20 protein-coding genes are annotated in these 23,224 nt (G+C 73.1%); 6 read left to right on the forward strand and 14 right to left on the reverse strand.

Features of this window, described 5'->3' with window-relative positions; genetic code table 11:
• The first annotated feature begins 111 nt into the window (after nucleotides 1-111).
• Entirely contained in the window at nucleotides 112-2,727 is a 2,616-nt protein-coding gene (locus BN344_RS16675) for a helix-turn-helix transcriptional regulator (protein WP_208091995.1), read from the forward strand.
• A 22-nt stretch (nucleotides 2,728-2,749) separates the two neighbouring features.
• Here the strand turns inward: BN344_RS16675 and BN344_RS16680 are convergent, their stop codons facing one another.
• The gene (locus BN344_RS16680; RefSeq protein WP_040339630.1) at nucleotides 2,750-3,151 is read right to left on the reverse strand and encodes a DoxX family protein; all 402 of its coding nucleotides are present in this window, start codon (nucleotides 3,149-3,151) and stop codon (nucleotides 2,750-2,752) included.
• Nucleotides 3,152-3,229: 78 nt separating this feature from the next.
• On the opposite strand from BN344_RS16680, the gene BN344_RS16685 reads away from it, so the two are divergent.
• Nucleotides 3,230-4,030, forward strand: coding sequence for a crotonase/enoyl-CoA hydratase family protein (locus BN344_RS16685; protein WP_040339631.1), 801 nt, complete (start codon nucleotides 3,230-3,232; stop codon nucleotides 4,028-4,030).
• Between the two features lie 10 nt (nucleotides 4,031-4,040).
• Here BN344_RS16685 and BN344_RS21090 read toward each other — a convergent pair whose 3' ends face one another.
• The 3 genes from BN344_RS21090 to icmF all read right to left on the reverse strand — a co-directional run bounded on the left by BN344_RS21090 (nucleotide 4,041) and on the right by icmF (nucleotide 9,320).
• On the reverse strand, nucleotides 4,041-5,114 hold the full coding sequence (locus BN344_RS21090; RefSeq protein ID WP_424945183.1) for a transglycosylase family protein: 1,074 nt from the start codon (nucleotides 5,112-5,114) through the stop codon (nucleotides 4,041-4,043).
• A 127-nt stretch (nucleotides 5,115-5,241) separates the two neighbouring features.
• Entirely contained in the window at nucleotides 5,242-5,958 is a 717-nt protein-coding gene (locus BN344_RS16695) for a helical backbone metal receptor (RefSeq protein WP_231486943.1), read from the reverse strand.
• Between the two features lie 101 nt (nucleotides 5,959-6,059).
• A complete protein-coding gene (gene icmF / locus BN344_RS16700; protein WP_040339632.1) occupies nucleotides 6,060-9,320 on the reverse strand; it encodes a fused isobutyryl-CoA mutase/GTPase IcmF in 3,261 nt (1,086 codons plus the stop codon).
• A 208-nt stretch (nucleotides 9,321-9,528) separates the two neighbouring features.
• Between icmF and BN344_RS16705 the strand changes: the two genes are divergently transcribed.
• Both BN344_RS16705 and BN344_RS16710 read left to right on the forward strand, forming a co-directional pair.
• A complete protein-coding gene (locus BN344_RS16705; RefSeq protein WP_040339633.1) occupies nucleotides 9,529-11,031 on the forward strand; it encodes a flavin-containing monooxygenase in 1,503 nt (500 codons plus the stop codon).
• 38 nt (nucleotides 11,032-11,069) lie between these two features.
• A complete protein-coding gene (locus tag BN344_RS16710) occupies nucleotides 11,070-12,005 on the forward strand; it encodes an alpha/beta hydrolase (protein WP_040339634.1) in 936 nt (311 codons plus the stop codon).
• A 78-nt stretch (nucleotides 12,006-12,083) separates the two neighbouring features.
• Here the strand turns inward: BN344_RS16710 and BN344_RS16715 are convergent, their stop codons facing one another.
• From BN344_RS16715 to BN344_RS16730, 4 genes are all read right to left on the reverse strand, one after another.
• Nucleotides 12,084-13,331: an NAD(P)/FAD-dependent oxidoreductase gene (locus tag BN344_RS16715; RefSeq protein ID WP_051516054.1), complete on the reverse strand. Its 1,248-nt coding sequence runs from the start codon at nucleotides 13,329-13,331 to the stop codon at nucleotides 12,084-12,086.
• A gap of 103 nt (nucleotides 13,332-13,434) precedes the next feature.
• Entirely contained in the window at nucleotides 13,435-14,706 is a 1,272-nt protein-coding gene (locus BN344_RS16720; RefSeq protein WP_081788718.1) for a cytochrome P450, read from the reverse strand.
• Nucleotide 14,707: 1 nt separating this feature from the next.
• On the reverse strand, nucleotides 14,708-14,917 hold the full coding sequence (locus tag BN344_RS16725; protein ID WP_040339635.1) for a ferredoxin: 210 nt from the start codon (nucleotides 14,915-14,917) through the stop codon (nucleotides 14,708-14,710).
• A complete protein-coding gene (locus BN344_RS16730) occupies nucleotides 14,914-15,525 on the reverse strand; it encodes a TetR/AcrR family transcriptional regulator (protein WP_051516055.1) in 612 nt (203 codons plus the stop codon). The genes BN344_RS16725 and BN344_RS16730 overlap by 4 nt, the downstream gene beginning before the upstream one ends.
• A gap of 60 nt (nucleotides 15,526-15,585) precedes the next feature.
• Between BN344_RS16730 and BN344_RS16735 the strand changes: the two genes are divergently transcribed.
• Nucleotides 15,586-16,500 carry an acyl-CoA thioesterase gene (locus tag BN344_RS16735; RefSeq protein ID WP_051516056.1) on the forward strand — a complete coding sequence of 305 codons (915 nt, stop codon included), beginning with the start codon at nucleotides 15,586-15,588 and terminating at the stop codon, nucleotides 16,498-16,500.
• Between the two features lie 9 nt (nucleotides 16,501-16,509).
• On the opposite strand, the gene BN344_RS16740 is transcribed toward BN344_RS16735, so the two are convergent.
• Nucleotides 16,510-18,069 carry an MFS transporter gene (locus BN344_RS16740; RefSeq protein ID WP_197022362.1) on the reverse strand — a complete coding sequence of 520 codons (1,560 nt, stop codon included), beginning with the start codon at nucleotides 18,067-18,069 and terminating at the stop codon, nucleotides 16,510-16,512.
• Nucleotides 18,070-18,188: 119 nt separating this feature from the next.
• Here BN344_RS16740 and BN344_RS16745 point away from each other — a divergent pair, with 119 nt between their 5' ends.
• Nucleotides 18,189-19,040 (forward strand): MaoC family dehydratase, encoded by an 852-nt coding sequence (locus tag BN344_RS16745; protein WP_040339636.1) that lies wholly within the window; start codon nucleotides 18,189-18,191, stop codon nucleotides 19,038-19,040.
• 6 nt (nucleotides 19,041-19,046) lie between these two features.
• Here the strand turns inward: BN344_RS16745 and BN344_RS16750 are convergent, their stop codons facing one another.
• From BN344_RS16750 to BN344_RS16770, 5 genes are all read right to left on the reverse strand, one after another.
• Nucleotides 19,047-19,775, reverse strand: coding sequence for a TetR/AcrR family transcriptional regulator (locus BN344_RS16750; protein ID WP_081788719.1), 729 nt, complete (start codon nucleotides 19,773-19,775; stop codon nucleotides 19,047-19,049).
• Between the two features lie 100 nt (nucleotides 19,776-19,875).
• A complete protein-coding gene (locus BN344_RS16755) occupies nucleotides 19,876-21,030 on the reverse strand; it encodes a thiolase C-terminal domain-containing protein (protein ID WP_040339637.1) in 1,155 nt (384 codons plus the stop codon).
• The gene (locus BN344_RS16760) at nucleotides 21,027-21,446 is read right to left on the reverse strand and encodes a Zn-ribbon domain-containing OB-fold protein (RefSeq protein ID WP_040339638.1); all 420 of its coding nucleotides are present in this window, start codon (nucleotides 21,444-21,446) and stop codon (nucleotides 21,027-21,029) included. The genes BN344_RS16755 and BN344_RS16760 overlap by 4 nt, the downstream gene beginning before the upstream one ends.
• Before the next feature lie 40 nt (nucleotides 21,447-21,486).
• Nucleotides 21,487-22,236 (reverse strand): MBL fold metallo-hydrolase, encoded by a 750-nt coding sequence (locus BN344_RS16765; protein ID WP_197022363.1) that lies wholly within the window; start codon nucleotides 22,234-22,236, stop codon nucleotides 21,487-21,489.
• A gap of 90 nt (nucleotides 22,237-22,326) precedes the next feature.
• Nucleotides 22,327-23,224, reverse strand: an 898-nt coding sequence (locus BN344_RS16770; protein WP_166518263.1) for a YbfB/YjiJ family MFS transporter, incomplete at its 5' end; no start/stop codon positions are given.

The raw sequence follows: 23,224 nt of genomic DNA on the forward strand, positions 1-23,224 counted from the left end.
GTGAGACGCGTTCGGAGTTGTCCCGATCGCCTCGCTGGTCGTAGTTTAGGCTGGGTCATGGCTGCCTCCGGTCCAGCGCACGGCTCGGCTCGGGGCGCGAGGCGCCCCGGTGTGCCGAGGGTGAAGACTGCGCTGCCCCGCCTCCCCGCGCGGCACGTGCATCGTCCCCGGCTGATCGTCGGGATGGACGGCACGGCGCCGACGCAGGTCACCCTGGTGTGTGCGCCGGCCGGGTACGGCAAGACGCTGCTGCTGGCCGAGTGGGCGTCCCGGCACCCGGGCACGACCGCGTGGATGTCGCTCGACGTCGACGACAACGACGACCACCGCTTCTGGTCGGCGGTGCTGTCGGCGTTCGCGTCGTGCCCATCGGTCCCGGAGGACAGCGGGCTTCGTCGGCTCGCCATCCCCGCCCGGCCGAGCCGGGACCCGCTGTTCCTGGCCGCGGTTGTCGACGCGGTCGACCTGCTGCCGGACCGCGTGCACCTCGTGCTGGACGACGTGCACGAGTTGACGGCGGCCGACCCCCTGCACGGGCTGACCTGCCTCGTCCGGGACCGACCGCCGGGGTTGCACCTCGTGCTGGGGAGCCGGAGCGATCCACCACTGCCACTCGGCCGGATGCGGTTGAACGGCGAGGTCCACGAGATCCGGGCAGGTGCACTCCGGTTCTCGGCATCCGAAGCGGAGGAGATGCTGGCCGGGATCGACGTCGTGCTCTGCCCCGAGCAGCTGCGTCTGCTCGTCGAGCAGACGGAGGGCTGGGCGGCCGGGCTCCGGCTGGCAGCGCTGTCCCTGCGCGAGGCCGACGACCCGGACACGTTCCTCTCCGACCTCGCCGGAAACAGCCACGCTGTCTCCGAGTACCTCGTCGACGAGATCCTCGCCCGGCTCCCCGTGGAGGCAGTGGACCTGCTGCGGGCGGTGAGCGTCTGCGACCCGGTGACCGCGACGCTTGCGGCGACGCTGTCGGGACGGCCGGACGCGGGCGAGGTCCTCGACTCCCTGGAGCACGACACCTCCCTGGTCCTCAGTTCGGGGGCGGACCGAAGCTGGTACCGGATGCATCCACTGCTGCGGTCGCACCTGATGTCGGATCTGCGGCGCCGGCGGCCCGACCTGGTGCTGGACCTGCACCGGCGCGCCGCCGACTGGTACGGAGCGCGAGGTGAACGCGTACCGGCGCTGGCGCACGCGGGTCAGGCCGGTGAGCCGATCCGGCTGGACCTGCTCCTGCGCGAGCACTCCGTCGCCCTGATCGCCGACGGGGGGCACCGAGCCGTACGGAAGGCCTTGGACCAGCTCGGGGGCGGATTCGTGGACCGGGACCCGTGGCTGTCCCTCATCGCGGGGCTGGTGGATGCGGAGACCGGGGCTCTGACGTCCGCCGACGTCCATCTCCGACGTGCCGACGACGTGTGGCCGGCCGAGCCGACGGCCGATCTCATGGCCCTGCGCGTCCTCGTGCATGCGCGCCGGGTGAGCATGACCGGCGATCCGGGCGCGATGGTGCGGGTGACGCGGGACCTCGACGCGACGTTCGACGGCCGGCCCGAGCTGGCCGTCATCGGGCAGTTGGCCCGGGCCTTGGCCCTGCTCGCGGTCGACCGGCAGGAGGAGGCGCACGATGTCGCCTCGGCCGCGATCTGCCGGGCCCGTCTGGGGGGCCAGCCCTACCTCGTCGCGCGGGGGCTGACAGTTCTCGCAGCAGCCGAATCCGCTCAGGGGAACTACCGGCGCATGGTCGCCCTCGCCGAGGAGGCCGACGGGCTCCTGCCAGGCGCCGACTGGGAGGGCACGGCCGGAGTGGCGATGTCCTCGATCCTGCGTGCCTACGGCGCACTGCTTCGAGCCGAGCCCGCGCGTTGCCTGGAGCTTCTCGACCCAGCGCTCGCCTTCGGAGAGCCGCAGGATGCACCCCTGAGCGCGGTCGACGCGCCGACCCGCGGACTCCGGGGAGCTGCCCTGGTGGACCTCGGACGCGTCGCGGAGGGCCTCGACGAGCTACGACGCGCGCGCACGCAGACGGCCGACGAGCCACGGTTGGCGGCCACTGACGCGATGCTCGCGTTGCTCGAATACCCGACGGCGGCGCTCGCCGGTCACCCGGAGCTCGCCCGCTCGGTCCTGGAGTGGGCCGAGCACAGCATCGGCCACGCGGGGGACGTCGTCCTGCTGCGGGCTCGACGACTGACCGCGATGGGCAGGCATGGGACTGCCGTCGAGGCCCTGCGCCCGCTCCTCGACGGGACAGCGCCCGTCCTCCAACCGTGGGTGCTCGTCGAGGCCTGCGTGCTGGACTGCCGCCTCGCGCTGCTCGCCGGGCGCCGGGAGCACGCCCGCGCCGCCCTGCTGCGGGCGCTGGCTCTGAGCGAGGAGATGGATGTGCTGCGGCCTCTGGCGTTCGGCCCGGTCGAGGTGGCCGACCTCCTCGCCCGCCTGCTGGGCAGCTTCGACGCCCGCGAGCCCATCGCGCGCCGAGTCCTGCGCGCCCGGTTCGAGCTCAGCGCCGACGGGCGCCCACAGGCTCTGACCGAGCGGGAGCGGGCTGTCCTCGACCTGCTGCCCTCACAGCGCTCGTTCGGTGAGATCGCCACCGAACTGGCCGTCTCGCACAGCACCGTCAAAACCCACGTCCGGGCGATCTACGGCAAGCTCGGCGCGACCTCCCGCCGGGACGCCGTCGACCGCGCACGCGGCGGCGGCCTCCTCTCCCCCGGGCCCTGATCCGCCGTACGGGTCCGCCGGATCAGCCCCGGAGGTCGCGCCGCGTCCAGCCGCCGCCGAAGAGCGCCCACAGCACGAGCAGGGGCTGGAAGAACAGCCGGGCCAGCCGCTTGGTGTCGGTGTCCAGGCCGAAGGCGTCGGTGCCCTCGAGGTACTGGGCGACGTTGCCCGGGAAGATCACGACGAAGAACGCGGCGAGCAGCCCGCCGATCAGCCGCTTCTTCCGCGGGAGGGCGACGAAGGCGGCGCCCAGGACGATCTCGGCGACGCCCGAACCGACCACCGTCAGGTCCTCGTCGACCGGGAACCAGTCGGGTACCTGGGCCCGGAACTCCTGACGCTGGGTGGTCAGGTGCAGCACCCCGGCTCCCACCATGGTCGCGCCGAGCAGCAGTCGGGCAGCGGTGCGGGGAAGGGAGGTCACGCCGGGAGCGTAGGCAGGGCGCCGTCCCTCCCGCCGGGCGCGTTGACAGGGCGGTCGTGCCGCCCGTAGACAGCGGGCATGGACGACTCGCGCCGGGTGGCGCTCGATGTGGCCGACGGCGTGGCGACGGTGCGCCTGGACCGGCCCGAGAAGATGAACGCCCTGGACCCGGCGATGTTCGCGGCGATCCTGGCCACCGGCAAGGAGCTGATGGACCGCGACGACGTCAGCGCGGTGGTGCTCCACGGCGCCGGCCGGGCGTTCTGCGCCGGCCTGGACTTCGGCTCGTTCGCCGACATGGCCGAGCGCGGCGAGGAGCGGACGCGGGAACGGCAGGCGAACGCCCCGGAGCCGCTGGGTGCCGCCGGTGCCCTGGCCCAGCAGGTCGTGCACGTGTGGTCGCTGGTGCCCGCACCCGTGATCGCCGCAGTGCACGGCTACGCCTTCGGCGGCGGCCTGCAGATCGCTCTGGGCGCCGACATCCGGCTGGTCGCCCCCGATGCGCAGCTGTCCCTCATGGAGATCCAGTGGGGCATCGTGCCGGACATGTGCGGCACGCAGCTGCTGCCGGAACTCGTCGGCCGCGACGTCGCGAAGGAGCTGGCGCTGACCGGTCGGAAGGTGTCCGGCACCGACGCCGCCCGGCTCGGGATGGCCACGCGGGAGGAAGCCGATCCGCTCGCGGCGGCGCTCGAGTTGGCCACGGAGATCGCCGGTCACAGCCGGAACGCCACCCGGGCCATCAAGCGGCTGGTCGACCTCGCCGGCCGGGTGCCGCTGGCCGAGGGGCTGGCCGCCGAGCAGCGCGAGATCGGGCAGCTGATCGGCTCCCCCGAGCAAGCGGCCGTGGTCCGCCGCCGGCTCGGCGGCGGTAGCTGAGGCCGCGAGGTCAGAGGCTGCGGCCGCAGGTCGGCCAGGCTCCTCGCCCCTGGACGGCGAGAACCCGTTCGGCGACGGCGATCTGCTGCTCCCGCGTGGCCAGGTCGGCGCGCGGCGCGAACTCGCCGCCGCCGAAGCCGGTCCACGTGCGCGGCGAGAACTGCAGCCCGCCGTAGTAGCCGTTGCCGGTGTTGATGCTCCAGTTGCCGCCCGACTCGCACTGCGCGACGGCGTCCCAGTCGCGCCCGGTCGACGGCGCCGGGACGACGGGGGCACGCGGTGCCGGCGGTGGGGTCGCAGCGCTGGTGGAGCGCGAGGCGGGCGGTGGTGCGGTCCGTGCGGCCACCTGCTCGAGCCGGAGCTCCACCAGTGCCGTCCGGGCCTCCTCCAGGCGGGACCGGAGCCCGGCCTGCCGGAGCTCGAACTCCGCCGCGGCGCGGCGGGCCTCGGTCTGCGCCTGCTCGGCCGCGGCCAACGCGGTGGACGCCTGCTGCTCGAGCGCGGCGGCCGCGTCGACGGCCGCCGCCGCGTCGTCCGCCGCACCGGCAGCCTCGCGCTGGACTGTGGTGAACCGGTCGAGGGCGTCCGTCCGCCCCTGTCCGGCGGCGTCGAGGAGGGCCACCCGCTCGATCAGCTGTGCGGGGTCGCCGGAGGTGAGCAGTATCCGGAGGCCCGGGGACGAGGTGCCGTCCATGTAGCTGCGCCGGGCGAACGCGGCCAGGTCGACCCGTGCGGAGTCCACTGCGGCCACCGCGTCGTCCGCCGCGGCGCGGGCCGTGTCGGCGGCGGTCCGGGCGTCGGCCAGGCGGGCCCGCTCGGCGTCGTANGGGCCCTGGGCCGCCGCGGCGGCCCCCTCGGCGGCGCCGAGCGCCGTGCGCACGGCGCCCTCCTCGGTGAGGAGTCCGGTGACCTGGGCGGCGAGGTCGTCGGTGGCGAGCTGCGCATCGCTCACCTCGGCGTCGGTGGGTGCGGCGGAGGCGGGGCCGCCGGTCAGGCCCAGCACGAGCGCGGTCGCGACGGCGAGGGCGGCCGATCGGCCGACCATCCGGCCGCGAGCCGCTCGTCTGTCCTGATGCACCGCCATCTCCTCCTCGACCTGCGCTTCGCGCCCACCATGCCTGCCGCGGAGCGGTCGTGCAGGGCTCTGCCCTGACCTGTCCACCGGTTCATCGGCCCGACCAGCACGTTCCTTGAGAGAAATCGGACCGGGGTCAGCGCGCGATCGCGTCCAGCAGGCGGCCGCGGGCGGTGGCGAGGGACGGGCCGTACCAGGTGAGGTCGCGGCCGGAGACGAGGACCGTACGGACGTGCGGGAACGCCTCGGGGCCGTCGTCGGCGGTGAACACGTACGGCTCGTCCGGCAGCAGGACGACGTCGACGTCCGGGAGCGCGGCGGGCTCGAACCGCGGATAGCGCTGCTCGGCGTCGTCGACGACGGTCCGCAGACCGAGGCGCCGCAGCAGGTCGCCGGTGAAGGTGCGCGGGCCCACCGCCATCCAGGGGTCCCGCCAGATGGGGACGACCGCCTGCAGCGGCGGCTCGGGTGCGGGCCGCGCCCACTCCTCCGCGGCCGTCCGGAGCCAGTCCGGCTCGCCGACGCCGAGCACCTCGGTGAACAGCCGGCCCATCGAGGCCAGTGCCTGGTCGAGCGACTCGATGACGGTCACCCACACCGGGATCCCGTCGGCGCGCAGTCGCTCCACGTCCAGCTTGCGGTTCTCCTCCTGGTTGGCGATCACCAGGTCCGGGGCGAGGGCTGCGATCGCGGCGCGGTCCGGGTTTTTCGTGCCTCGCACGCGGGCGACGTCGAGGTCGGCCGGGTGCGTGCACCAGTCCGTGGCACCCATGAGCCGCTCGGGCACCGTGACCGCGAGCGCCTCGGTCAGCGACGGGACGAGCGACACGATCCGCCGCGGCGGCTCCGGCACCGGGACCGGCGTCCCCAGGTCATCGGTGGCGACGTGCTGGAACGGCCCCGCTGCAGGGTCCCGTCGCGAGCGGAGCGAGTGGCGGGGGGCAGCGGGGTCCTTCATACGTTGCGGCGGTACTGGCCGCCCACCTCGAAGAACGCCTCGCTGATCTGCCCGAGGGTGCAGCAGCGGACGGCCTCCACCAGCTCGGCGAAGACGTTGCCGCCCTCGGTGGCCACCTGCTGGAGGCGGGCGAGGGCGGCGGGGGCCTCGGCGGCGTGCTGCTCCTTGAACGCGGCAAGCCGATCGAGCTGGGACTGCTTCTCCGCCTCGGTTGCCCGTGCCAGCTCGACCGGTGCCGGTGGGGCGTCGCCCCGGTCGGGGGCGAGGAAGGTGTTGACGCCGACGATCGGCAGGCTGCCGTCGTGCTTGCGGTGCTCGTAGAGCATCGACTCGTCCTGGATCCGGCCGCGCTGGTAGCCGGTCTCCATCGCGCCGAGCACTCCCCCGCGTTCGGCGATCCGGTCGAACTCGGCCAGGACCGCCTCCTCGACGAGGTCGGTGAGCTCGTCGATGACGAACGAGCCCTGCAGCGGGTTCTCGTTGCCCGCCAGCCCCCACTCCTTGTCGATGATCAGCTGGATCGCCAGCGCCCGGCGGACCGACTGCTCGCTCGGCGTCGTCACCGCCTCGTCGAAGGCGTTGGTGTGCAGGCTGTTGGCGTTGTCGTAGACGGCGCACAGCGCCTGCAGCGTGGTGCGGATGTCGTTGAAGTCCATCTCCTGCGCGTGCAGCGACCGGCCCGAGGTCTGCACGTGGTACTTCAGCTTCTGCGACCGCTCGCCGGCGCCGTACCGCTCCCTCATGGCCACGGCCCAGATGCGGCGGGCCACCCGGCCGATGACGGAGTACTCGGCGTCCATGCCGTTGGAGAAGAAGAAGGACAGGTTGGGCGCGAAGTCGTCGATGACCATCCCGCGCGCGAGGTAGCTCTCCACGTAGGTGAACCCGTTGGCCAGCGTGAACGCGAGCTGGCTGAGGGGGTTCGCCCCCGCCTCGGCGATGTGGTAGCCGGAGATCGAGACGGAGTAGAAGTTCCGGACACCGTGGTCGATGAAGTACTGCTGGATGTCGCCCATCGCCCGCAGGGCGAACTCGGTGGAGAAGATGCAGGTGTTCTGGCCCTGGTCCTCCTTGAGGATGTCGGCCTGCACCGTGCCGCGGACGTTGGCGAGCACCCAGGCACGGATCTCCTCGGCCTCCGCCTCGTCTGGTTCCCGGCCCTCCTCGGCGCGGAAGGCGTCGAGCCGTTGGTCGATCGCGGTGGCGAAGAACATCGCCAGGATCGTCGGGGCCGGCCCGTTGATGGTCATGGACACCGACGTCGTGGGCGAGCACAGGTCGAACCCGGAGTACAGGACCTTCATGTCCTCGACGGTGGCGATCGAGACGCCCGACGTCCCGACCTTGCCGTAGATGTCCGGGCGCGGGTCGGGGTCCCGGCCGTAGAGGGTGACCGAGTCGAACGCCGTCGACAGTCGCGTCGCCTCATCGCCGGCCGAGAGCAGGCGGAAGCGCCGGCTGGTGCGGAAGGCGTCGCCCTCGCCGGCGAACATGCGGGCCGGGGCCTCGCCCTCGCGCTTGAACGGGAAGACACCGGCGGTGAACGGGAAGAAGCCCGGCAGGTGCTCGGCACGCAGGAAGCGGAGGAGCTCGGCCTCCTCGGCCGTCCGGGGAAGCGCCACGCGCGGCACCTTCGTGCCCGACAGCGACTCGCGGTTGAGCCGGGTGCGGATCTCCCTGCCGCGCACCGAGTAGACCAGTTCGTCGCCGGAGTACTCCTCCGCGAGCGCCGTCCACCGGTCGAGGAGGTCGCGCACCTCGGGCAGCACCTCCCGGTCGGCGGCGGCGAGCAGCTCCGTCAGCCGCGCGGCCGCGGGATCGTCCCCGAGCAGGTCGACGGCCGTCCGCAGGTGCTGACGGCGGCGCACGACCTCGGCCTGGTCCGCCGTGGCCCGGTGGTAGCCGCGGACCGCCTCGGCGATGTCGGCGAGATACCGGGACCGCGACGAGGGCACCACGCTGGTCAGACCGGAGGACGCCCGCACGTCGACCCGCGGCAGGACGCCGCTCCCGGCCGGGAGTCCCTTCTCCACGAGCAGGCCGCGCAAGTGCTGGTAGAGCGCGGTCACGCCGTCGTCGTTGAACCGGGCGGCGCTGGTGCCGTAGACCGGCATCTCCTCCCACGGAACCCCGAAGGCCTCCCGGTTGCGGACCAGCTGCCGGGCGACGTCTCGCCGGGCGTCCTCGGCCCCGCGGCGCTCGTACTTGTTGATGGCGACGACGTCGGCGAAGTCGAGCATGTCGATCTTCTCGAGCTGCGAGGCGGCGCCGAACTCCGGCGTCATGACGTAGAGCGAGACGTCGCTGAACGGGACGATGGCGGCGTCGCCCTGCCCGATGCCCGGGGTCTCGACGATCACCAGGTCGAAGCCCGCGGCCTTGACCGCCGCGAGGACGTCGTCGAGCTGCTCGGGCACCTGGGCGCCGGCGCTGCGGGTGGCCATCGACCGGAAGAAGGTGCGCGACCGGTCGCTCAGATCCCCGTCCGCGGAGTCCAGCGCGTTCATGCGGATCCGGTCGCCCAGCAGTGCCCCGCCGCCCCGCCGCCGGGTCGGGTCGATGGCGAGGACGGCGACGCGCAGCTTGTCCTCCTGGTCGAGCCGCAGGCGCCGGAGCAGCTCGTCGGTCAGCGAGGACTTGCCGGAGCCGCCGGTGCCGGTGATGCCCAGGACGGGGACCTGCCGTCGCCCGGCGGCGGCACGGAGCTGCTCGGCCAGCTGCGGCGAGCGGCCGCTCTCCAGCACGGTGATGGCGCGGGCCAGGGCGGCCGGTGAGCCACCGACGACGGCCTCGACGTCGGGCGCCCGCTCGGCGAGGTCGACGTCGCAGGCCCGGACGAGCTCGTTGATCATGCCGGGCAGCCCCAGCCGCTGGCCGTCCTCGGGGGCGAAGACCGTGACGCCCCGCTCCCGCAGCGTGGCGATCTCCTCGGGGACGATCACCCCGCCGCCACCACCGAACACCTGGACGTGGCCGGCCCCCTCCTCCACCAGGCGCTCCACCAGGTAGCTGAAGTACTCCACGTGGCCGCCCTGGTAGGAGGACAGGGCCACGCCCTGCACGTCCTCCTCGACGGCCGCGCGGACGACGGCGTCGACACTGCGGTCGTGGCCGAGATGCACCACCTCGGCGCCCTGGCTCTGCAGCATCCGCCGCATGATGTTGATCGAGGCGTCGTGGCCGTCGAACAGGCTGGCGGCGGTCACGAAGCGCACCGGGTGGACCGGCACGTGCAGGGGCGGCGCACTCGGGTTCATGGCACTCCTCACCGAGGTGCCCGGGGCGATTCCAGGGGCGTGGTCGCACCGTACGGCGAAAGTAGTAGGACGTGCACGTATCTCGTCCGGGCGCGCCGACCCCCGGCCGCGGACGGAGGGCACGCAAACAGAGCGGCGTTCTAGCAATACCGATCTTCCGCCGGTACGTTCGAGACGTGCATCACCCAGCTGGCGAGGAGTGCCCGGCATGACGACGACCGAGTCCCCCGAGCGCCGGACCCCCACCACGGATCGCCAGCACGTCGACGTCCTCGTCGTGGGTGCCGGCATCGCCGGCATCGGCGCCGCCTACCACCTGCAGCAGCGGCACCCCGGGCGCAGCTTCGCCATCGTCGACGCCCTCGACACCCGCGGCGGCACCTGGCGGACGCACCGCTACCCGGGCGTGCGGTCGGACAGCGACCTGTTCACCTTCGGCTACGGGTTCAAGCCCTGGCGAGGCCCGTCGATCGCCACCGGGGACGAGATCCTGGCCTACCTCGACGAGGTCATCGACGAGAACGGGCTGGCCGAGCACATCCGCTACCGGCACCGGGTGACGGCCGCGAGCTGGTCCTCGGCGGACCGGCGGTGGACCGTCGAGGTGAACCGGGAGGACACCGGCGAGCAGCTGCGCCTCACCACCGACTTCCTCTGGATGTGCCAGGGCTACTACGACCACGACCGGCCCTACCGGCCCGAGTGGGCCGGGATGGACGAGTTCCAGGGCCGGATCGTGCACCCCCAGCAGTGGCCCGAGGACCTCGACCACACCGGCAAGCGGGTCGTCGTCATCGGCTCCGGCGCGACGGCGGCCACCCTGGTCCCGGCCATCGCCGAGACCGCCAAGCACGTCACGATGCTGCAGCGCTCGCCCACGTTCTTCATCGCCCGCCCCAAGGTCGCCGAGCTGGCCGCGACGCTGCGCGCGCTGGACATCCCCGACGAGTGGACGCACGAGATCATGCGCCGCGCGTCGGTCGTGCAGGGCGAGGAGGTCATGCGGATGGCCAAGGAGACCCCCGACGTCCTGCGCGAGTTCCTCATCGACTCGATGCGGCCGCTGCTGCCCGAGGACTTCGACATCGACAAGCACTTCAACCCGACCTACCGGCCGTGGCAGCAGCGGCTGGCCGCGCTGCCCGAGGGCGACCTCTTCACCGCGCTGCGCGAGGGCACCGCCTCGGTCGTCACCGACACCATCGAGACGTTCACCCCGACCGGCATCCGGCTGAGCTCCGGCGACGAGCTCGAGGCCGACATCATCGTGACCGCCACCGGCTTCGACCTGTCGTTGTTCGGCAACGTCGCCTTCACCGTCGACGACGAGCCGGTCGACTTCACCCAGCAGGTCACCTACCGCGGCCTCATGATCACCGGCGTCCCGAACATGGCCTACGTGTTCGGCTACTTCCGGGCCAGCTGGACCCTGCGGGCGGACCTGGTCAGCGAGTTCGTGTGCCGGCTGCTCGACCGGATGGACGAGCGGGGCCACGAGGTCGTCGTCCCGCAGCTGCGGCCGGAGGACGCCGACATGCCGCTGCTCCCCTGGTCGGACCCGGAGAACTTCAATCCCGGCTACGTGATGCGCTCGCAGCACCGGATGTACAAGCGCGGCGACCGGGAACCGTGGACGCACCACAAGGAGTACATCGAGGAGCGGGCCCTCCTGCCGGCGGCCGACCTCGACGACGGCCTCGTCTACCGCTGAGCCGAACACCCCCCACCCGCTCCGACAAGAGGAGAACCGTGCCGGTCGACCAGCACATCGCCGCCCTGCTCGCCATGGCCCAGCAGGCGGACCTGCCCCCGATGTACGAGGGGACGCCGGACGTCGGCCGGGCGCAGTACCTGGCGATGACCACCGGCCTGCGCGGTCCCGAGCAGGTGGTCCCGGTCGGCAGCACCGAGGACATCACCGTCCCCGGGGCCGAGGGCGACCTGCCGGCGCGGGTCTACCGACCCGAGGGTGAGGGGCCCTTCCCGACCGTCGTGTTCTTCCACGGCGGCGGCTGGGTCATCGGCGACCTCGAGACGCACGACAACATGGCCCGGCACGTCTGCCGCGGCGCCGACGCCGTGGTCGTCTCGGTCGACTACCGGCTGGCGCCGGAGCACCCGTTCCCGGCCGCCGCCGACGACGCCGTGGCGTCCGCGCGCTGGATCGCCGCCCACCTCCACCGCTTCGGTGGGGACGACCGCCTGGCCGTCGCCGGGGACAGCGCCGGCGGGAACCTGTCCGCCGTCGTCGCCCAGACCCTGCACGCGGAAGGCACCGCGCTCACCGGGCAGCTGCTCATCTACCCCGCCGTCGACGCCGAGGGCGAGTACGCCTCGCGGGTCGAGAACGCGCGTGGCTACTTCCTCGAGCAGCCGACCATGGACTGGTTCTACGGGCACTACGCCGGGGCGTGGGAGGACGCCAAGGACCCGCGCCTGGCGCCGCTGCACGGCAAGGACCTGTCCCAGCAGCCCCCCACGGTCATCGTCACCGCCGAGTTCGACCCGTTGCGCGACGAGGGCGAGGCCTACGGCGAGGCCCTGCGCGCGGCCGGCGTGGAGGTCGACGTGACCCGCTACGACGGCCTCATCCACGGCTTCTTCGACATGGGGACGATCTCGCCCGCGGCCCAGCAGGCCATCGACGAGACCTGCGCGAGGTTCCGGCAGACGCTGCACGGCTGACCACGACGGACAGGAGCCCGGGGACATCGGTGTCCCCGGGCTCCTGTGCTCTCGGGCGGCGTCACGGCGCCGCCGGCCTCAGCCGGCCGCTCGGGGCTGGGCCGGAGCCTTGGCGGGCAGGGCGTGGACCTGGGCGACGAACTCCTCGAAGTCGATGCCCGGGCCGAGTGCCCGGCGACTGGCGACGGTGACCTTCGGCCAGTTCACCGTCACGGCGCCGGCCAGCCGGCCGTCGTCGTCGGCGTACAGGACCGCCGCCCGCGTCGGCTCGGCGGACAGGTCGCCCACAGTCACATGCCGGGCGCCCCGCGACGCGTGGCCGACGATCTGCATCTTCCAGTGGTACTGGTCGCTCCAGACGTACTCGAGCGGCGCGTACGCCCGCAGGTCGGCGGGGTGGACGATGTTGTGCGCGACGGCGGCACCCTGCTCGACGGCGTTGGTCCAGTGCTCGACCCGCACCTCGGTCGGGTACCGGGGGTCCTGCCAGCGGGCCACGTCGCCCACGGCCCAGACGCGGTCGGAGTCGACGGCGCGGCAGTACCGGTCGCAGACGACGCCGTTGTCGACCAGCAGCCCGGAGTCGGCGAGCCACGCGTCGTTGGGCAGGGCGCCGATGCCGACGAGGACGGTGGCGGCGGCCAGCACGGTGCCGTCGGTCAGCGCGACGGTCAGGTCACCGGCCTTCCCCTCGATCCCCTCGACGCCGACGCCGAACCGGGTCTCGACGCCGTTGCGGCGGTGCAGCTCCTCCAGGGGCCGGCCGACCTCGGGACCGACGAGCCGGGCCAGCGGCGTGGCCAGCGGGTCGACCATCGTCACCTCGTGGCCGAGCCCGCGGATGGTGGCGGCGGCCTCGGCGCCGATGACGCCACCGCCGACCACGACGACCGGGCCGCCGGCGGCGAGGTCGGCGCGCAGGCCGTCGACGTCGGAGAGCGTGCGGATCACGTGCACGCCGGAGTCGACCCGCCACGGCGACGGGCGCGCAGTCGCACCCGTGGCGATCACCACGTGGTCGTAGTCGAGGGTGCCGCCGTCGGCGAGCAGGACCTGCTGGGCGGCCACGTCGAGCCGCACCGCGGCGACGCCGAGCCGCAGCTCGACGTCCAGGGCGGTCGCGGCCTCCTCCGTGAGCAGGGCCAGCCTGTCGGGCTGCCACTCCCCCGCCAGGTACTGCTTGGACAGCGGGGGCTTGTCGTACGGGGCCGCGGACTCCTCACCGACGAGGACGAGCCGGCCGGCGAAGCCCTCCCGCCGGAGTGCCTGGGCGGTACGGACGCCACCGACGGACGATCCGACGACCACGACGGTCTGGGTGGACACGGGCGCGACCCCTTGCTGTTGAGAAGACATTCCTGTCGAACTGGTGGAGACGTGCCGGAGCCCCGGCGACCGCATGCACACGGTCGCCGGGGCTCCGGAGATGTCAGCCGATGCGGACCGGCAGCTCGCGCGGGCCGCGGATCTGACCGACCGACCAGCGCACCGACTCGGGGTCCACCAGCGTGAACTCCGGGACGCGGTCCAGCCAGACGTCGAGCGCAACGGTCAGCTCCATCCGGGCGAGGTGGGAACCCACGCAGCGGTGGATGCCCAGCCCGAACGCGGCGTGCCGGTTGACCTCGCGGTCGATGATCACCTTGTCGGCGTCCTCGAAGCGCTCCGGGTCGCGGTTGGCGGCCGGGAAGGGAAGCAGGACCCAGTCCTCCTTCTTCATCTCGACGCCGCCGAGCTCCACGTCCTCCTTGACCAGGCGCGCCATGGTGACCGGCGCGTAGGCCCGCAGGAACTCCTCGACCGCCTTCGGGCGCAGCGACGGGTCCTCGACCAGCCGCTTGCGGTCCTCGGGGTTCTGGGCGAGGTGCCACAGCGAGGCGCCGATCGCGCTCCACGTGGTGTCGATGCCCGCGATGAGCAGCAGCGCCATCGTGCCCGCGACGTGCTGGGGCTCGAGCTTCTGGCCGTACAGCTCGGCGTTGATCAGGTAGGTCGTCAGGTCGTCCCGCGGGTTGGCGACGTGGTCACGGATCTGCACGAGGAGGTAGTCGAACAGGTCGCCCGCACTCTCCTGGCGCTCCTCGGGCGTGCCGTTCGCACCCTCGAGCGCGCGCTCGACGAACACCGCGAACTTCTCGTTGTCCTCCGGCGGGAAGCCCAGCATGTCCGCGATGACCCGCATCGGGATGTGCATGCCGTAGTCGACCGCGGCGTCGACGACGTCCTTGCCCTCGAACGCGTCGATCAGCTTGTGGCAGAACGCGCGCGTCGTGATCTCCTGCTTGGCCACGTTCGTCTTGGTGAACGCGGGCAGCAGGAGCTTGCGGGCGTCGTGGTGGAACGGCGGGTCGGACGAGATCGGGGGCACTCCACCGACCGGCGCCAGGTCCAGCGGCGGCCGGTAGTTGCTCACGATGATCGCGCGGGAGGTGAAGTGGTCGGTGTCGTAGGCGATGGCCTGGACGTCCTCGTACCGCGTGGGCAGCCACGCACCGCCGAAGCGCTCGGTGCGCGCGACGGGGCAGCGACCGCGCAGGTCGTCCCAGATCTGGATCGCGTTCTGCGCGTACTCCTCCTCGAAGTGGGAGAAGTCGGTGGTCCAGTCGGACACCGGCCCGGTGACCACCTCGTTGCGGACACCCCGCTCTTCTTCGGGGGTGAGGCGCTGGAAGTCCTCGGTGAACCTGTCGTCGACTGTCATGTCAGCTCTCCTCGGTGACCAGTACGGCGGACTCGGGGCAGTTGGCGGCGGCGAGGCGGACGTCGTCCTCCCGGCCGGGCGGCACGTTCCCGCCGGCGGTGAGCTCGGTCAGGGTGGCGTAGCCCTCCTCGTCCTCACCGAACAGGTCGGGGGCGAGGTCGTAGCAGCGGCCGTGGCCCTGACAGAGGTTCGAGTCGATCTGCACCTTCATGCGCGGGTTCCCATCTGTTCTTCGATACGGGCGATGCTCGTGACGACGCGGGTCAGCAGGGCTGTCCATTCCTCGTCGTCGACGTCGTGCAGGTCCGTGGTCAGCAGCGTGCTGCCGACCGCGAGCGAGGTGGCCAGGTGGGCGATGGCGCGTGGCGAGACGGTGGGATCGATCTCGCCGCGCAGCTGTGCCTGCTCGACCAGCCCCGTCATCCACTCCGCCCGCTCGCGGACGTAGTCGGTCATCGCGGTGGCGACCTCGGAATCGTGCCGGGCGGCCACCAGCGCCTCGATGACGAGGTACCGGTCGGTCTCCGGCCGCTCGCGCAGGCCTGCCCCGGTGCGCAGGAACAGGTCGACGATCGAGCTGTCCGGGTTGGCCTCCACCAGCTCGGCCAGCGGGCGCCGGCCGTGCGTGCGCAGCGCACCGAGGAGCAGCTCGGCCTTCGAGGTGAAGTACGCGTAGAGCGCGCTGTTGCTCAGCCCGGCTTCCTTGGCGATGTCGGCCACCCTGGTGCCGTCGTAGCCGCGGCGCGCGAAGACGTCCGCGGCGGCACGCAGCAGCCGCTGCCGTGTCTCTGCGCCGTTGGCGCCCGCGATGCGTCCCACGGCACTAATCGAACAGTGATTCAATTCGTGAGTCAAGTCCCCACGCAGAGGAGGCCCCCGATGGAGCAGGACGACGCCGTCCCGGCGCCGAACCCCGAGGTCGAGGAGGGGATCGACGGCGGGCTGGGCACGGTGCTCCGGGTCCGTCCCACGGGCGAGGACAGGTTCCGGGCGGCCCCCCGCCGCACCACTCCCGAGCGTTCCTTCGGGGGCGCCGTCGTCGCCCAGGCACTGCTCGCCGGCGCGGCGACCGTCGCGACGGAGCGGCCGGTCCACTCGCTGCACGCCTACTTCCTCCGGGTGGGCGAGGCCTCGGCACCGACGGACTTCGTCGTCGACCGCGTCCGGGACGGCGGGTCCTACAGCACCCGGCGGGTCACCGCCGAGCAGGACGACCGCGCGATCCTCGAGCTGAGCGCCTCCTTCTCCGTCCCTCAGACCGGGTTCGCCCACCAGGTCCCCGTTCTCGACGCACCCGCGCCCGAGTCGCTGGTGACAGTCGAGGAGGTCGCCGTCCGGACGCAGGGCGCGGTGCGCGAGTGGTTCGACGGCTTCACCCGGCGCCATCCGTTCGACGTGCGGTTCGACGGCGAACTGCCCCGCGTGGCGGCCGGACGGGGTGAGCCGGCGGACCCGCGCCAACGGTTCTGGTTCCGCGCCCTCGAGGACCTGCCGGAGGATCCCCTCGTGCACGCCGCGGCCCTCGCCTACGCGTCGGACATGCTGCTGCTCTCCACGTCATTGGCGCCGCACGCCCGCATGGTCGGCGGCCCCGGGCTCGCGGCGGCCAGCCTCGACCACGCCGTGTGGTTCCACCGGCCGGCCCGTGTCGACGAGTGGCTCTGCTACGAGCAGGAGAGCAGCTGGGCGGACGGCAGCCGGGCCCTCATGCACGGGCGGGTCTTCGACCGCGACGGCCGGCTGGTCATGACCGTGGCGCAGGAAGGCATGGTCCGCGTCCTCGGCCCACGGTGAGCCGGACGGTCAGGCCCGTCGGTCCGCCCGGCGGGCTCCCAGCGAGCAGACCATCGCGACCAGGCAGACGACCAGCATGGTGATGCACGTCCACTGGTAGCCGGTCACCAGATCCCGCACGCCGTCGCCCGGCACGTCACTGATGGTGCCGGCGAACACGTACCGCCGGAGCTCGATCGGCAGCGGCATGGTGAGCACGGTCAGGATCACCGCGGTGCCCAGGACGGCGCCGGTGTTCTGCAGCATCAGCCGCATCCCGTTGGCGATACCGAGGCGCTCGGTGGGCAGGTTGGCCAGCAGCACCTGGGTGTTGGAGGGCATGAAGAACCCGGAGCCGGCCCCGACGAGGACGAGCGCGACCACGACCGCGGCGTAGTTCACCTCGGCGCCGGCGAAGGCCAGCAGGACGCCCAGCCCGGCGGCCGTGGCGGCGTTCCCGAGCACCGTGAGGGTGTGCGCCTCGATCCACCGCTGCAGATAGCCCGACCCCGCCGAGAACAGCAGTGCGGAGACGGCCAGCGGCAGGACCTTCAGGCCGGCCGACAGCGCGTCGTCGCCCCCCACCGCCTGGAGGTACAGCGAGACCAGCAGCACGACGCCGAACTGGCCGATGGCGTTGAGGAACGAGGCGCTCAGCCCCCAGGAGAAGCTGCGGTCCTCGAACAGCCGGGTGTCCATCAGCGGGTCGCGCACCCGGCGCTCGACCACGAGGAAGGCAGGCAGCAGGACGGCGAACGCCACGAGACCGCCCACGACGAGGGGGTCGGACCAGCCCAGCGAGGTGACCTGCGAGAGCGCGACCAGCCCGCAGCCGAGGCCGAGGAAGGCCAGCAGGTTGCCCGGCACGTCCAGCGCCAGCCGCTCGCCCGAGCGGGGCACCGGCGGCAGCGCCCTCATCCCCCAGATCAGGCAGCCGATGCCGACCGGAACGTTGAACCAGAACAGCCACTGCACCCCGACGTTCTCGGCGAGGAAGCCGCCCAGGGTGGGGCCGAGCAGCTGGGCCACGGAGAACGACGCCAGGTAGATGCCCATGCCCTGGCCGAGGCGGTGCCGAGGGAAGGCGCCGGTGACCAGCGCGGCGCTGTTGGTCAGCAGCATGGCCGCTCCGGCCGCCTGCAGGACCCGGCAGGCCACGAGCGTCCAGGCGTCCGGGGCGAACCCCGCGAGCAGGTTGCCGACGGTGAAGACGCCCAGGCCGGTCAGGTACATCGAGCGACGGCCGAAGAGGTCGGCCAGCCGGCCGAACGACACCATGAGCAGCGTCTGGGTGAGCATGAACGACAGCAGGATCCAGCTCGAGGCGGTGGCCGAGGCCTCGTAGTGCCGGGCGACCGCCGGCAGCGCCACGTTCAGGGCGCTGTTGGACATGCCCGAGAACATGCTGGCGAGGCCGACGACCGACAGCGTCCGCCAGGCCTCCCGCATGACGGCCGATTCGTCGCGGGGAGGGGCGTCGCCGCTCTCCGGGACCGGCGGGATCACCGGCTCGGGTGCGTCCACGGCGGCGGACGTGGCGACGACCGGTTGCTCGAGCCCGTCCGGGCGCGAGGCGGTCGACCAGGTCATGCGGCTCCCCCACTGTCCCGGCAATCCTAGAACAGGGCTCTAGAGCTGGGGACGCCGGTGCGGCATGCTGGCCGGGCGGCGCGGACCTGCGCCGGAAGTCGAGGAGAGGCGGATGCCCCATGGCACTGGACCTGTCGTCCATCGGTCGCGAAGGGCCGGTCCACGAGCGCAGCTGGTCGTCGAAGGACGCCCTGCTCTACGCCGTCGGCGTGGGCGCCGGACTGGGCGACCCCAGCCAGGAGCTGCAGTTCACCACCGAGAACAGCCATGGCGTGGAGCAGCAGGTCCTCCCGACCTTCGGCGTCCTGCTGGCCCAGGCCCCGGGGCCGGGCATCGGGGAGTTCAACCGGGCGATGCTCGTGCACGCCGAGCAGGAGATCCGGCTGCACCGGGTCCTGCCCGTGGAGGGCACTCTGCGCGCGCAGGCGCGGGTGGAGTCGATGGAGGGCAAGCGCAGCGGTGCCCTGGTCACGACGTCGTCCTCGGCCGTCGACGCCGACGGGGCGCCGCTGATCACCACGCGCAGCTCGATCTTCATCCGCGGCGAGCAGGTCGAGTCCGACCACAAGGCGCCGGCCGACGACTGGGCGGAGCCCGATCGCGCGCCGGACTGGGAGGTCACGCTGGAGACCCGGCCGGAGCAGGCACTGCTCTACCGCCTCAACGGTGACCGGAACCCGCTGCACTCCGACCCGGCGTTCGCGGCGCGGGCCGGCTTCGAGCGGCCGATCCTGCACGGGCTGTGCACCTACGGCATCACCGGCCGTGCCCTGCTCATGTCCGCGATGAACGGCGACGTCGGCTCGTTCCGCGCCATGTCCGGGCGGTTCAGCTCGCCGGTCCTCCCCGGCGACGCACTCACCGTGCGGATCTGGCGCCAGGACGCCGAGAACGTCGTGTTCCGCACCCTCCGGGGCGACGGCACCGTCGTGATCGACCGCGGCCGCGCGGAGGTCGGCGCGCCGCGCTGACCCGGGTCAGACGCCGGCCGTCGCCGTGCCGGCGTCCGGCAGGTCCGCGGCCTCGCCGGCCCAGAGGGGGTCCGCCTCCTCCGGGCCGGCGTCGCCGGCGGCCGGCGGGTCGGCCTCGTCGGAGAAGACCCCGAGTCGCTCGATCATCTCGACCGCGGCGTCCACGATGGCCTCGGCCTCGCGCCGGGTGCGGCTGGCCATGACCTCGCGGCCGGCCTCGCCGATGACCGTCGTCAGCACCGCCACCGATACCCGCCCGATGGCGTCGTCGGGCGCCTGCAGGAGCAGCGAGTTCTGTCGCAGCCACTGGTGTCCGCGGGTGCGCCGCATGAGTTCGAAGCCGGGCGGGCCGTCCTTGTCGACGAACAGGCTGCCGACGCCGCGCCCCTCCCACGACCCGCGGAGAAAGCCGCGGGCACCGGCGACGAACAGCGCCAGCGGGCGCTCCTCCCCCGCCCGGCGAGCCGCGGCCACGCCTTCGGCCGCGCGCTGTTCCTGGCTGCTCTGCCAGTCCTCCCAGAGCGCGAGGAACAGCTCGCTCTTGCCGCCGAAGTGGTGGTAGAGGCTGCCCACGCTGGAGCCGGCGCGCTCGACGACGTCGGCCACGCTGGAGTCGGCGAAGCCGCGCTCGGCGAACACCTGCCGGGCCGCGTCGAGCAGCACGCGGCGCGTCTCGCCCGTGCGGCTCCACTTCCAGGCGCTCCGCCCCGGAGCGGACCCGACCTCGCGCGGCATGCGGTCTCCCCTCCAGCGAGCTAGAACATCGTTCTAGAAGAGCGTAGGCCACCGCCGGTGGCCGGCCGTCGCCCCGCGGGGCGACGGCCGGCCGTCCGGGTCAGCGCGGCGACTTCCCGAGCACGAGGGTCGCGCCGGCCATGAACATGCCGCCGTTGCCCATGACGACGCTGCGCTCCACGCCCTCGACCTGCGCGGCCGCCTCGCCGCGCACCTGACGGACCGCCTCCTGGATGGCGAACATCCCGTACATCCCGGTGTGGGTGTACGACATGCCGCCGCCGTTGGTGTTCAGCGGCAGCCGCCCGCCCGGCGAGGTGTGGCCGTCGGCGACGAACGCGCCGGCCTCACCGCGACCGACGAACCCGGCGTCCTCGAGCCCGTACAGGGGCACGTGGGCGAAGGCGTCGTAGATCATCAGGTGGTCGACGTCGGCGTGCGTGATGCCGGCCTCGGCGAACGCCGCGGCGCTCGAGCGCTTGAAGGCGCCGAACGAGGTGAGGTCGGGCATCTGGCTGACCATCGGCGAGTCGGCGCCCTCACCGGCACCGAGCAGGTGCACCAGCGGCTTGTCGTGGCCCCGGGCCTCGGCCTTCTCCCGGGTGGTGACGACCAGCGCGCCGCCGCCGTCGGTGACCAGGCAGCACATGAGCAGCGTGAACGGCCAGGCGATCATCTTCGAGTTGAGGACGTCGTCGACGGTGACCAGGTCCTGCATCAGGGCCCGGGGGTTCTTGTTCGCCCACCGGCGCTGCGCGACGGCGACCTCGGCCAGCTGCTCGAGCGTCGTCCCGGTCTCCTTCATGTAGCGGAGCGCGGTCAGCGTGAAGGCCGTCGGCGGGCCGAAGACGCCGTAGGGCGCCTCGAACTGACCCTGCAGCGACTGCGGGCTGCGTCCCCAGGCGGGCGGGTCGATGCGGGACCGGCCGGACTCGCCGTGGGTGATCAGCACGGTCTCGGCCAGGCCGGCGCGGATGGCTCCAGCGGCGTGCCGGACGTGGAAGAGGAACGAGGTCCCGCCCACGCCCGTGCCGTCGAGCCACCGCGCCTCGATGCCGAGGGCGTGGCCGATGCCCACCGGCCCCGGGGTCTGGACCGTCGCGATGCCGTCGATGTCGGCGGGCGTCATACCCGCGTCGGCGAGCGCGTTGCGTGCACCCTCGAGGTGCAGGCTCAGCGTCGACATGTGCGGCAGCTTGCCCAGCTGGTCGGTCTCGGCGGCGCCGATGATGACGATGTCGTCCTTGGCGCTCATGCGGCACTCCCGGCAGGTGCGAACAGCGGCAGGTGGACGTCGCCACGCGGCTCGAACACCACGCGCAGCGGCATGTCCAGGGGCAACTGCTCGGGGTCGGCCTCCACCTGCACGAGGTTGGTCATCATGCGGACGCCCTCGGGGAGCTCCACGATCGCGATCACGTACGGCGCCTCACCGGCGAACCCGGGGGCGGCCCGGTGGCTGATCACGTAGGAGTGCAGCGTGGCGGTGCCGTCGCTGACCACCCACTCGAGCTCGGTCGAGTGGCAGTGCGGGCACGCGGGCCGCGGATAGAAGACGTGCCGACCGCAGGAGGTGCACCGCTGGATGCGCAGCTCCCCGGCGGCACAGCCGTCCCAGAAGGGCTGCGTCTCCGGCGTGGGTACGGGGGCGGGCTTCGGAGGTGACGTCACCGGCAGGGTTCTCCTCAGGTCGGAACGGGATGGCTGGGGCTCAGGAGTGCGTGGTCTGGACGTGGGCGAGCACGGCGTCCACGGAGATGCGCGCGGCGTCCCGCAGGTCAGGGTGGAGGTCGGGATAGAGGCGGTCCACGAGGTCCTCCGGGTCCTCGACCCCCTCGGCCAGCGCGCCGACGACCTGGTCCACGCGTCGCAGCCGCGCCTTCCGCCGGCGCTCGATCTGGGCCAGCGGGTCGGTCAGGACCGGCCCGTGGCCGGGCAGGATCATCGACCCGGGTGCCGCCAGCACCTCGCTGAGGCGGTCCAGGCTGTCGAAGAACTGTCCGAGCCGGCCCGGCTTGACGATGGGTGAGCCGCCGCCCAGCACCGTGTCGCCGGTGAGCACGCTGCCCTCGTCCGGGAGCAGGAAGCAGACGGAGTCGCCGGTGTGCCCGGGCGTGTAGAGGACGCGGACGGTCAGGGCGCCGACGCGGATCTCGTCGTCGTCCTGCAGGGGCTCGTCGGTGAGCCGCGGATGCGCCGCGCGCACGGGCGCCCCGGTGAGCTCGGCCAGCCGGGGGGCGAGCTCGGCGTGGTCGTGGTGGGCGTGGGTGACGAGGACGGCGGCGACGCAGCGCTCGCCGGCCGCGGCCAGGATCGCGGCGACGTGCGCGTCGTCGTCGGGCCCCGGGTCGAGCACCGCGCAGACGTCGCTCCCCGGCTCGGCGAGGACCCACGTGTTGGTGCCCTCGAACGTCCAGGCGTTGGCGTTGGGCGCGAGCACGAGCGTCGCGCGCTCGGTCACGGTCAGCGGGTCACCTGGGCGCGGGGGCGCAGTGTCCCGGGTCCACACGACGAGCGGCTCCTAGATCGCGGTTCTAGAATTCGAGTCACCCTAGACCATGCGGAACGCGGCCCCGTGGCCTCCCGGCGGTCCGGCCGGCGTCGCCGTCGGTGCGCCCGAGAGGCTCCGGCCGCGGCCCGGACTCCGGTCCTCCGCTCCCCCGGCGACGCGTCGCGGCCGTCGCTCGGCCGCCGCGGCGGACATCAGGAGCAGCACCGCCGCGACGGAGAACGCGACGGGCGCGCTGGTCGCGTCGGCGATCTTCCCCAGCAGCACCGCTCCGCCCGCCTGGCCGAGCGTCAGCGCGATGAAGAGGACGGCCGCCGCCCCGGGTGCCGCTGCGGGGGAACGCTGCGCACCCCAGGCGAGCAGCACGCCGCTCAGCGCGACGAAGGAGCCGCCGAAGCAGCCGAGGGCCAGCGCGGCCGGGAGCGCGGCGCCGGGCCACGCGGCCAGCACGGCAGTGCTCGCGCCCGCGACGGCGACCGTCGAGGCCCAGGCCGCCCGCAGGCCGACGCGCTGGACGAGCACTCCGCTGATCCCGCCGAGGAGCCCCGCGCCACCGAGGACGCACCAGAGCAGTCCGGTCACGCGGTCGGGCAGCTGCCCGTCGGTGGCCAGCAGGTCGCGGCCGAAGGTCCAGACCCCGGCACAGCCGCCCCCGGCCAGGACCGCCGCGGCCAGCGGGCGACCCAGTCGTCGAGCGGGGGTCCCGGCCCCGGCGTGCCTGCCCGCCGGACCGCGCCAGTGGGCGCGGCGGTCGACCCAGGCCGTGGCCAGCAGCGCGAGCACGGCGAAACCGGCCCACGACCAGCGCCAGGCGCCGGGGACGGCCAGGACCAGGAGCCCGCCGACGACGACGCCGGCGCCGGTCCCGCTGTTGACGACCCCCTGCGCCCGCGGCTCCCCCGCGGCCGGCACCGTGCCGGCGACGGCGGAGACCATGGCC

Source organism: Candidatus Blastococcus massiliensis AP3 (assembly GCF_000582785.1).
GTDB classification, from domain to species: domain Bacteria; phylum Actinomycetota; class Actinomycetes; order Mycobacteriales; family Geodermatophilaceae; genus Blastococcus; species Blastococcus massiliensis.